The organism is Lentiprolixibacter sp. (genome assembly GCF_982873095.1).
In genome coordinates this window covers 1-11419 of the sequence record NZ_CEYNTP010000072.1, presented here as the reverse complement: position 1 = coordinate 11419, position 11419 = coordinate 1, and the positions used below count along the sequence as shown (strand labels likewise).

Below are 11419 nucleotides of genomic sequence, written 5' to 3'. Positions count from 1 at the left end.
CATATCCTCATGTCCCGAATCCTCATCGAAGGCTTTTGTTGCGACAGGCCTGAAAGAACTGTTAGTTTGTATAAATAGCTGACCCGCTTGCCCGGCAGCCCCTCCTATGTAAAGGTCTTCTTTTCCGTCACCATTGACATCTGCTTTGGCTATACTGGGCCCAAAATTAGATTGTTTGTAAGGCAGTAGTATTTCTTTATTGAAATCGTCATACTCATTTTCCTTGTGTGCAAAGTCCAGGTTAATACTTCCTGGATCCAGCTGTGCAAAGAGCGGATCCTGGGAGAATGAAGACGCGATCCTCTGAGCATCGTTGCTATTAAACTCCAGCGTACTGTTTGCAGCAACGTTGTACCGTTCTTCGATCCTTCCATCAGGCCATTCCACACGGAGGGTATCCACTGTTTCGGCCTTTCCGATCCCAAAATGGGCAAAAGGACTGTGGGCCGACCTATACCCCCTTACTCTTTTGGTTTCTACCATTTGCAACTTACCCTCATCTTTAAGAATGACCCTTGCAAAAGGTTCGGAGGTTCCGGCCTCCAGCTTAACCTTGATATAATTGCCTAATCCCTCCTCGACGGCGCGATTTTTATACAGGAAGGCGTTATTGTCCATATTATTAACCACTACATCCAGGTCCCCGTCATTATCCAGGTCACCCAGGGCAGCTCCGTTGGAGAAGGTAGGTTCACCCATGCCCCACTGTTCAGCTACGTTCTTGAATTCCAATTGCCCGTCATTCCGATACATGATATTCGGCAGTTTTTCGGAAGGCATGGCATTGTATAGCTGGGTTTTCACTTCCATGGGTACCTGGTTGCGGTAGCGCTGCCGCGCTTCAAAAACCTGCTGTTGCAGATCGTTGTCCAGGGCATAGCGGCGGTAGCCGTTGGTTATGTAAACGTCTTTGTCGCCATCCAGGTCATAATCGTTCATTAGTACGGACCAGCTCCAATCTGTATTGGCCATTTCCGTAAGCTGGGAAATATTATTGTACAGATTGTTCCCTATATTGAGCTGCAGGGAATTGAACATGTACTGATGGTGAAAACCGGCCGTATTCACGAGGAAATTGAAACGGTCTGTGTTCATCGAAGCCATCAGCGTTTTGGACCGGTAATGGTCACTGGAGGCCATATCGAGGACAAAAATGTCCTGCATCCCGTTGTTGTCCACATCGGCTACGTCAATCCCCATTCCATAGAAGGAGATTTGCTGGGTGTACGCTTTAATTCGGTCAGTAAAGGTTCCGTTCCCATTATTGATAAACAGGGCATCCGGGATATAATAGTCACTCGCTATATAAATATCCAAAAGACCATCTGTATTAAAGTCACTTACCACCAATCCCAAACCGAAAATGGGACGTTCCAGTCCGGCCTCGGTGGTTACGTCTGTAAATTTTCCGTCGTCATTTCTGTACAAGCGGGAACTATTAAACCTAACGTATTCCTCGTTCCCTTCGATCATTTGGTAGAGGGTGATAGGATCTACCCCATATAATTCATTTTCGTTCATGACGATACAGTCCAGGTCACCATCCTGGTCGTAGTCAAAGAAAGCAGACTGTGTACTGATGCCCATATCAGCGAGGCCATAGGCTTCTGCCTCTTCACTGAAGGTGCCGTCCTTTTGATTAATGAATAACAAGTTTTTACGTTGCAGGCGTTTGTTGGGGCCTCCCTGGGAGATATAGATATCCATCCAGTTGTCCTGGTTGATATCCAGGAAAGTAACCCCATTAGACCATTGCTTACCCGTATTGATCCCTGAATTTTCAGTAATATCTTCGAAAACCAGGTCCCCTTTATTGATAAAGATCCTGTTATTCACCTGGTTGCCACAAAACACGATGTCCTCTAAGCCGTCGTTGTTGAGGTCTTCAATCCCCACGCCAGCCCCGTTGTAGAAATAATCAAAATTGAAGAGGTTTTCCAGGGTGGTGAGATCTTCCGTAATCGCATTTTCAAAGTAGATTTTGCTGTGGCTGCTGTTGATTTTTTCAAATACGGGCACTGTAGCCTTTTCAGGTGCACCGTAAGCCGTCTTGTTGTCGGATTCGCTTTTATCCTGCTGACAGGAAACAAGGAGTACAAGAGCAATAAGAGAAAACGGCCAATATTTTTGCATGCGTTCTATCATTCTCGCTAAAATAGGAGTCAATTCAGCGCTTGTCATGGAGTTCTACTATTGTCAGTTCTTCATTGGGCTGAGGATTACAAAAATAAGGAATTTGGTAATGCAATTTGGTGGCAGCTGCCAATTACCCTCCTGTTAGTTAGAGGCCGGCAATAAAAAAAGCCCAAACATTGTTTGGGCCTTTTTTTAACAAAATGAGTTTTGTTATAGGTTATTTGGACAGTAATCCAAGAGTTCTTCTCCGGCCGGTGGGTTAGGACCGAGGTCCAGAACGGTATTTCCGTTAGCAGAAGTAACCTGGAAGGTAACTTCTGAATCCCAGGCTCCGGAGTTATATACGATAGAAATAACTTCTGACCCTGCAGGTACATTAACGATTACCTGAGCACCAGAACCAGAGTCAAGGCCTACCTCAGTAGCCGTACCATCTATGGTTACCGTAAGACTTGCACCATTCCATCCGTCGCCGTAGGAATCTTGCAGATCAAATGTCCAGTCACCGGCAGTAGGTACTGAAGGAGCACATACTACGTTTGTGGTGTAGAGGAAGGGAGAACGGAAGAATGACTGGGTAAGGGTACCCGTATTGTCATCGCTTGAAAAGCTTCTACCATCAGTAAGGTTCAATTCAAAACGAATCGTAAACTGGTCTCCTCCGAAAATCTGGTCTCCGCTCAATCCCAATGCAGTCTGCATTTCAGCTGCAGTTATTGAATAGGAAACTCTGGGGAGTCCAAATTCTCCAGCAGCAAAGGCTGAGGCTGGTATAGAACCTGATAATACTTCGTCCCTGTCATTGTCGGTACCTCCAGCAGTGTTATCGCGGAATCCGATATAAACGTCTACAGAGGAGAGTAAATCACCACCTTCCTGGTCTTGTTCTTCGAGGACTACAGAAAATCCACCACCTGAGATGACCTGGTTACCCACGTCATACAAGGCTTCAGCCTCAATTATCTCAATGGTTCTCAGAATAGCTCCACGTTGTTCCTGATCTCTGATATCATCAAACACTTTGTCGCCTTCTTCGCATGCCGTGAATGTAATGAGCAATCCGGCACCCAAGGTTACTAATATTCTATTTATAAACTTTTTCATTGTTCTTCTTTTTTAGTTAGCTGGTGGGAATGTTGGACTTGGAGGATTAGTATCCCAGAACACCTGCGTGGTCATATCTGTACGTTGAGACAGATTAGGATTCGTGATTACCTCATTTTGAGGGAACAGGAAGGTTCTTGGGAACGGTCCTGGATCTAATTCCCAGTTAGGAATCAAGGTAGTCGGATAACCTGTCTTGCGATAGTAATTGTAGGATTCGGCTGCACCTCCGTACAGGGTAATCCAGTATTGTTCTGCAAAGATGTTCTCTTTGTCATCGCCTGTAGCTGCGTTAAAGTCAGCAACTACACCGTCAATATAGGCCGTTACATCAGCACCATCTGGCTCAAAAGACAGGTCAGCATTACCATCAAGGGCACCAAATCCTTGTACCTTCTCGATATGCTTTTCCAGTCCAGCCCTCAGGAAGTTGGCCTTATCTGCGTCAGAAGCCGCCATATCGCCTCTCCAGAAGTCTACATAGGAAGCCAGGATAATAGGTTCAATACCTGCACCAGCACCACCAAGGCCTAATCCTACATTGCCAAAGCTACTGTCATCAAAGCGCCCACCAGCAGGATAAACTCCTACAGCTGTCCGGGTAAAGTTATCCGGAGGTGTACCCTGGTCGTTACCATGAGATCTTCCCCAGTAGCCATTGGGCACACTACAGTAGATAGTGAAACCTCCATCCGTCCAGTGTAATGGCGGAACTTCAAGGGAACACGCCAATGTCTCTTCATCTGGCGGAGCATCTGCACCAGGAGTGGCATCTACCTGTCGGTAGAAGTAGTACCTGATCCTTGGATCACCCTTTACAAGCATTTCATTCATAATCCAGTTAGACTGGTAGATATTCGCACCACTGGGCGTATAGTCAGCTGCAAAATCAGGGTGACGTGTGTCTGGTTGCAATTCACTAACCCCGTACTGGAATTCAAAGTCATCTGCGTTGTCGGAGATGAAATTACCACCTGCAATGACCGCGTTAAAGGCAGATACATTGTTAGTGGTCTGGTACGCTTTCAATCTCAAAGTGTTGATCAGTTTGATCCACTTGTCAGTATCTCCCCCGTAAAAGAGGTCTGTAACACCAGGAGTAGCACTTGCACCGGTTAAACGGCTTTCGGCTTCATCCAGCAGAGCAAGGGCTCCCGCATAAACGGTTGGTCCATCATCGAAGATAGGCTGTGGAAACTCAGACGGGTTAGCGGCCTGTGTCAATACAGCACCACCAATATAATCCGTGATAAGCATAAGCATGTGTGCTTTCAGCGCCTGTCCCACACCAATGTGGAAGGAATAGTCGATATCACTCTCCGCATCAATGGCGATAAGGGCATCTACGTTGGTCCAGATACCTGCACTTACAAAGTCACCGGGTATGGTACCCCCACTACTGTAGGTACGCGACCATACTCCATTAAGGGTAGCCCCGGAGTAGTTGTTGAAATAATCTCGACCAAACATATAGTCGATTCGTGTTACCTCGGCACCAAGATCATTCAAATCATCCATATTTGAAGCATAGGCCAATTGAATGGCATTCAACAACAAATTAGGATCTGCCTGGTCCGCGGCAAGGTCATTTGGACTTACTCTCAAGTCCAGGTCTGTTGTTTCACAGGATGAGATAAAGCCTCCTGCGATCAAGACAACGGTTATATATTTTAATACTCGTTTCATAATGTCTGAAATCATTAACAATTTTTATTAGAATGAAGCTTTAATACTAATCCCATACCTTCTTGAACTCGGTCCGTTGATAAAGTCGAAGCCTCGACCGTTACCAATACCTACACCCTGTACGTTTGGATCAAAGTTAGCACCATCAGGCATATTGTATGCATCGTACCACAGGTTGAATCCTTGGGCAGTGATGGAAAGCGATCCAAATGGGGTCTTGTCTAAGAACTTGGATGGGAAAGTGTATCCCAGTGAAAGTTCCTGCAAACGAATTACAGAAGCATCGTAAATCCTTGTCTCAGTAGGACCGAACAACAGGTTGCTGAAGAAGTAGGTAGAGTTATTGATCTGCCTAGTATTCGTTTCACCTGTAGCTTGTTGTACACCTGGTAAAACGTAGGTGTTCAAACGGTCTTCCGTTTCTACGATAAGACCCCTACCCAGCAATACAGCTACTGTACTGGAAAGCATGTCCCCACCTTTCACGTGGTTGATCTGGAAACCAAGGTTCCAATTCTTATAGCGAAGGGTGTTGATAAAGTTCATTGTATAGTCTGGAATTGCATCCCCGATGATGGGTACATTACCATCCAGGTCCTGCTCAGCTACCACATAGCTACCACCAGCGTTAACCAGGAAGTTGCCATCAGCATCTCGGGCAATAGCCGTACCTACAATAGTACCTAGTGATTCCCCTTCGATCGCTGCGTTGGATCCTCTGAAGAGTCCACCTCCTACAGCTAAACTACCTGCATAGGCAATGAAATCCTGATCCTGCTCGGTAACCACCTCGTCGTTGGTAAAGAAGTTCACCCGTGAATTCCAGCTGAAGTCCTCGCCGTTGAAGATGTCCATACCTAAGTCAGCTTCAAAACCTTTGTTGCTGATCTCCCCGATGTTACTCTGTGTGAAAGAGAAACCTGAAGAAGGAGGCAGTGGCTCCCTTACAATAAGGTCGTTCGTCCTTCTGTCAAAATACGTAAGGTCAAGGGAAATCCTGTTTTGCCACAAGCGAGATTCAATACCCACTTCATATTCCTCAAGAACCTCAGGCTTTAAGTCCGGGTTAGCACGGAAGTTGTCGATCTGGTTTGTAGTAACCTCACCACCTTCACCGTATACCAATGTGTTTTGCTCCACTACATTGATAGTCGGATATCCTGTTGGGAAGTTGGCAGAAGTACCGTAACTGGCCCTAACTTTAAGGAAGTTGATTCCGTTATCCGTTCTCAACCCGTCGAAAGCTGTTGTCGGCAGGAAGGAAACACTAACACCAGGATACGTGGCGTTGTTGTTTTCGGAAGAAAGGTTAGATACCCAGTCTGTCCTTGCAGACAGGTTCAGGAACAACATGTTGTCGTAATCCAGAGTGGCCTGTCCCAGCAGCCCCACAATGTTCCTTTTCTGAGAAAATTGGATGGGTGTCTGGTTTTCAAAGTTGAAGTGCCTTTTGATTCCGAATACGATCTGACCGGTACTGGCCACCCCACTCCTGTCATAGAAATCCTGACGGGAAGTAGCACCAGCTGTGAAGGTCAGCCCCATTTTCTCTGAGAGGTCGTAATCCCCGTTGATAGAAAAGAAGTGCTCCCAGATGGTGTTGTTGTTATCGTAAGTGTCAAGGAATCCGAAGATCGCCTGGTTAAATTCAACCCCACCTTTGTTGGAACCGTTGATATTACGCTCGTTGTAGAAATCCAGACCTGTTCTCCAGTTAACGTTCAGGTTGTCATTCAAGGCGTAGTTCAACTGTGCATTCCAGAAGAAGCGGTTGGTCAGCTGACGATAGGTTACGTTCTTGGCTGTCCAACGTGGGTTGATAATATCGTTACCATTACGGTAGTATACACTGGATCCGTCAATAGGGTTTTCAAATGGCAGCCCCATAAGGTCCACGGATCGCGGTGTAAACAGTACGTTACCATAAACAGAAAGACCATCCGTTCCGTTACCCCTACTGGAGGCAATCGGAGGTGTTCGGTAATCCGTTCTGGAGTAGTTCATGGCTCCACTGATCGTAAACTTGTTGGTAAGTTCTGCACGTCCACCTATAGAAACGTTGGCCCTGTTCAGGGAGTTGCCGGGTGTAAACCCTTCATCCTGCAGGTACCCTACGTTAATATTAAAGGCTGTTTTACCGTCTTCAGATCCCCCTGCTGCATTAACAGAGGTATTGAGAACGAATCCAGGCTTAAAGAAATTCTCAACTGAATTGTAAGGCCTCCACGCGTACCGCGCATCCTGAAGTTCCGGGAAAGCATCCCTCGTTTTCTGTACACTGGTTACGGAGTAAGGGTGGTTGATAGTACCATCCTGCTGAAGCCCCCAACGAGAAGCAAAAGCATTTGGGTTCCCCCATCCTGCAACACCGTTACGGTCAAAGCTGGGCCCCCAGTTACTGAAGAACCAACCAAACGCCTGGTCAAATCCGTTACCATAAGAATCCTGATAATCAGGAGCAGAAGCGAATTCGTTGGTGAAGAACGACTGGTTAACGGTAATTTCCGTTTTCTTCGCTCCACCTGTAGCCGCACCTGCTTTTGTAGTAATCAGGATCACCCCGTTTCGTCCTTGCGTACCATACAGCGTAGCTGCAGCCAGACCTTTCAACACTTCCACACTGGCAATGTTGTTCGGGTCAATATCAAGGAAACGTGAAGAACCTGTGTTACCTCCAATAAAACTACCGGTTGCGTTGGTGTCATTACTGAAAGGTACCCCGTCAACAATAAACAAGGCCTGGTTTCCTCCGGTAAAGGAACTGAGACCACGAATAGTTACGTTGGTCGCCGAACCAGAAGCACCCCCTGCAGCGGTAATCTGAACCCCGGCTGCTTTTCCGGAAAGTACCCGGGCGACATCTCCTTCTGTCCTGCTCTCCAATTGTTCAGAACCTACAGAAGTCACTGCATAACCCAGCGCTCGTTTTTCTCTCTTAATACCCTGTGCCGTCACAACTACCTCTTCGAGGGCCTGGGCATCCTCCGCCATCTGTACATTAATCACATCGGATGCGCCAACTGTTCTTCTGACATCTCTTGGCCCGATGTAGGAGTAGAGAAGGCTTTGCCCTACACTAGCCCTAATGGCATAATTTCCATCAAAATCCGTTTGGGTACCGGTAGTGGTCCCCTCTACGACGATGTTAACCCCGGGTAGAGGCAAACCATCCTGGTCCGTTACCGTACCAGTAATCGTCTTTTCCTGCGCAAATGACAAATGCACCACAAACGCCAAAAGCAGCGTTAAGATTCCATTTAAATTTGTTCTCATTTTTGAATTGTTTGAATTAGCTAAATGCGAAAATCATAATTTCATGTTAATAATCCAAACTTATTTTAATAAAACTTTAAGAAGGAAATGGCGCCTTGAGGACAGGACTTCGCATTTTCTGCACGACTAGACTGCGCCTGTCAGGAAAAATTACATATAAATCAAAAAATGCCGCTTGAAATTGTCGAAGTGGAAGAAGTAGCTCATGAGAATTGTCAAATATGCAGGACAATTGGAGTACTGTTAAAATTAAATAATCACGCCGGGATACCCGCTTAATTATATCCGCAATCTAACCGCTTCTTGTCCCCTATATATAATAAGGTATACTTTTCATAGTGACCTGGCCTCCCGATCTGATCATTGCTCATTTCATGGAAATTTAATTTTCACATAAAATAAATTCCAAGGCATTTGAATTATAACGAATTATTAGTACATTTGCCAGCCCTTAAACGAGGGTAGATTTTACACATATAATAACGTATGCCAACAATTTCACAATTAGTACGAAAAGGAAGGGCCACAATTACCAAGAAGAGTAAATCGGCTGCTTTGGATTCGTGTCCCCAGCGACGAGGGGTTTGTACGCGGGTATACACCACTACACCGAAGAAACCAAACTCGGCTATGCGAAAAGTAGCGCGGGTAAGGTTGACGAACGGAAAAGAGGTGAACGCATACATCCCGGGCGAAGGGCACAACTTACAGGAGCACTCGATAGTATTGGTTAGAGGCGGAAGGGTTAAGGACTTACCAGGGGTAAGGTACCATATTGTACGTGGCGCTTTGGATACTGCCGGTGTGGCTGGCAGGACCCAGAGGCGATCCAAGTACGGTGCCAAACGTCCGAAACAGTAATGTAAACGATTAAGAACGATGAGAAAAAGACAGGCAAAGAAAAGGCCCCTTTTACCAGACCCACGGTTCAATGATCAGCTGGTTACGCGATTTGTAAACATGCTGATGTGGGACGGGAAGAAGTCGGTTGCCTTCAAAATATTCTACGATGCCATAGATATCGTGGAGCAGCGCAAAACGGATGAAGAGAAATCCGGCGTTGAGATCTGGAAAGACGCCTTATCCAATGTGATGCCACACGTAGAGGTGCGCAGCCGAAGGGTGGGTGGAGCTACCTTCCAGATTCCTATGCAGATCCGACCAGACCGCAAAATATCAACCGCAATGAAATGGTTGATCAGTTTTGCACGCAAACGAAATGAAAAATCAATGGCCCAGAAACTGGCTGCAGAAATCCTGGCGGCTTCCCGTGAGGAAGGCGCGGCAGTTAAAAAGCGGGTGGATACCCACAAAATGGCCGAAGCGAACAAAGCTTTCTCTCACTTCAGATTTTAATTTCAAAAATGGCTAGAGATTTAAAATACACAAGAAATATCGGGATTGCCGCGCATATCGATGCCGGTAAGACCACCACTACGGAGCGTATCCTTTTCTATACAGGGGTAAGTCATAAGATAGGGGAGGTGCACGATGGTGCCGCCACTATGGACTGGATGGCACAGGAGCAGGAAAGAGGTATTACCATTACTTCTGCTGCTACCACCTGTACCTGGAACTTCCCTACAAGTAACGGACAGATGACTCCGGAATCCAAACCGTATCATTTCAATATTATTGATACTCCCGGCCACGTGGATTTTACCGTTGAGGTAAACCGATCCCTGCGTGTACTGGATGGTCTGGTATTCCTTTTCAGTGCCGTGGACGGTGTGGAACCCCAATCAGAAACCAACTGGAGGCTTGCCGATAACTACAAAGTACCGCGAATGGGCTTTGTTAACAAGATGGACCGTCAGGGTTCCAACTTCCTTGCGGTATGCAACCAGGTGAAGGACATGCTGAAATCCAATGCTGTACCAATTGTACTGCCCATTGGGGAAGAAGCCGATTTCAAAGGGATTGTGGATTTGGTAAAGAACCGTGCCATTGTATGGCATGAAGAAGATATGGGGTCTACATTCGACGTGATCGATATTCCTGCTGAAATGGAGGATGAGGTTCACGAATACAGGGCCAACCTTATCGAGGCAGTTGCTGAATACGATGAAAATTTGATGGAGAAATTCTTTGAAGACGAGAACTCCATTACAGAAGACGAAGTGCACGCTGCCCTGAGAGCCGCGGTTATGGATATGAGTATTATCCCAATGATCTGTGGTTCTGCATTTAAGAACAAAGGGGTCCAGTTCCTGCTGGATGCTGTATGCCGATACCTTCCCTCTCCATTGGACAAGGAAGCTATAGTGGGTACCGATCCCAATACCGGTAATGAAATTAGCCGTAAACCAGACATAAAGGAACCCTTCTCTGCCCTGGCATTTAAAATTGCCACAGATCCATTTGTAGGAAGGCTGGCTTTCTTCCGTGCATATTCGGGTAAGCTGGATGCGGGATCCTATGTTTTGAACAATCGTTCCGGAAATAAAGAGCGTATCTCCAGGATCTACCAGATGCACTCCAACAAGCAAAACGCCGTTGAGTCGATCTCAGCAGGAGATATTGGGGCAGCGGTTGGCTTTAAGGACATCAAGACCGGGGACACCCTTTCTGATGAGAAGCACCCGATTATCCTGGAAAGCATGATCTTCCCGGATCCGGTTATTGGTATCGCTGTGGAGCCCAAGACCAAGGCCGATGTGGATAAGCTGGGTATGGCTCTGGCCAAACTGGCTGAAGAAGATCCCACCTTCCAGGTGAAGACGGATGAAGCCTCCGGGCAGACCATCATATCGGGTATGGGTGAGTTGCACCTGGATATCATCGTGGACCGCCTCAAGCGTGAGTTCAAGGTGGATGTGAACCAGGGACAACCCCAGGTAGAATACAAAGAAGCCATTACCAGGGCGGCCGACCACCGTGAGGTATATAAAAAGCAAACGGGTGGCCGCGGTAAATTCGCAGATATTGTATTTACCATGGAGCCTGTTGAAGGCGAAGAATCGGGCCTTGTTTTTGTCAACGAGATCAAGGGCGGTAATATTCCTAAAGAATATATTCCTTCTGTAGAGAAGGGCTTTAAGGAAGCCATGAAGAACGGCCCATTGGCTGGCTTTGAGATGGACAGCATGAAGATCACCCTGAAGGATGGTTCGTTCCACCCGGTGGATTCAGATTCGCTTTCCTTCGAGCTCGCTGCCAAAATGGGATACAAGACGGCAGCTAAGGCAGCCAGATCGGTGCTGATGGAGCCCATTATGAA

7 protein-coding genes are annotated in these 11419 nt (G+C 46.7%); 3 read left to right on the top strand and 4 right to left on the bottom strand.

What is annotated here, in order from left to right:
• The 4 genes from AC4E7D_RS06225 to AC4E7D_RS06210 all read right to left on the bottom strand — a co-directional run.
• On the bottom strand, window positions 1–2181 hold a 2181-nt coding region (locus AC4E7D_RS06225), incomplete at its 3' end, for an FG-GAP-like repeat-containing protein (protein WP_490172949.1).
• Window positions 2182–2346: 165 nt separating this feature from the next.
• On the bottom strand, window positions 2347–3240 hold the full coding sequence (locus tag AC4E7D_RS06220; RefSeq protein WP_490172948.1) for a hypothetical protein: 894 nt from the start codon (window positions 3238–3240) through the stop codon (window positions 2347–2349).
• A gap of 12 nt (window positions 3241–3252) precedes the next feature.
• Window positions 3253–4926 carry a SusD/RagB family nutrient-binding outer membrane lipoprotein gene (locus tag AC4E7D_RS06215; RefSeq protein WP_490172947.1) on the bottom strand — a complete coding sequence of 558 codons (1674 nt, stop codon included), beginning with the start codon at window positions 4924–4926 and terminating at the stop codon, window positions 3253–3255.
• A 27-nt stretch (window positions 4927–4953) separates the two neighbouring features.
• A complete protein-coding gene (locus AC4E7D_RS06210) occupies window positions 4954–8199 on the bottom strand; it encodes a SusC/RagA family TonB-linked outer membrane protein (RefSeq protein WP_490172946.1) in 3246 nt (1081 codons plus the stop codon).
• Window positions 8200–8685: 486 nt separating this feature from the next.
• Here AC4E7D_RS06210 and rpsL point away from each other — a divergent pair, with 486 nt between their 5' ends.
• From rpsL to fusA, 3 genes are all read left to right on the top strand, one after another.
• Window positions 8686–9060 carry a 30S ribosomal protein S12 gene (gene rpsL / locus AC4E7D_RS06205; protein WP_266015220.1) on the top strand — a complete coding sequence of 125 codons (375 nt, stop codon included), beginning with the start codon at window positions 8686–8688 and terminating at the stop codon, window positions 9058–9060.
• An 18-nt stretch (window positions 9061–9078) separates the two neighbouring features.
• Window positions 9079–9555 carry a 30S ribosomal protein S7 gene (gene rpsG / locus AC4E7D_RS06200; RefSeq protein ID WP_490172945.1) on the top strand — a complete coding sequence of 159 codons (477 nt, stop codon included), beginning with the start codon at window positions 9079–9081 and terminating at the stop codon, window positions 9553–9555.
• An 8-nt stretch (window positions 9556–9563) separates the two neighbouring features.
• Window positions 9564–11419, top strand: a 1856-nt coding sequence (gene fusA / locus AC4E7D_RS06195; RefSeq protein WP_490172944.1) for an elongation factor G, incomplete at its 3' end; no start/stop codon positions are given.

What these genes read in the sequence shown, in the direction of transcription:
- AC4E7D_RS06220 (WP_490172948.1), bottom strand. Translation starts at nt 3,240, where the DNA reads ATGAAAAAGTTTATAAATAGAATATTAGTAACCTTGGGTGCCGGATTG.
- AC4E7D_RS06215 (WP_490172947.1), bottom strand. Translation starts at nt 4,926, where the DNA reads ATGAAACGAGTATTAAAATATATAACCGTTGTCTTGATCGCAGGAGGC.
- AC4E7D_RS06210 (WP_490172946.1), bottom strand. Translation starts at nt 8,199, where the DNA reads ATGAGAACAAATTTAAATGGAATCTTAACGCTGCTTTTGGCGTTTGTG.
- rpsL (WP_266015220.1), top strand. Translation starts at nt 8,686, where the DNA reads ATGCCAACAATTTCACAATTAGTACGAAAAGGAAGGGCCACAATTACC.
- rpsG (WP_490172945.1), top strand. Translation starts at nt 9,079, where the DNA reads ATGAGAAAAAGACAGGCAAAGAAAAGGCCCCTTTTACCAGACCCACGG.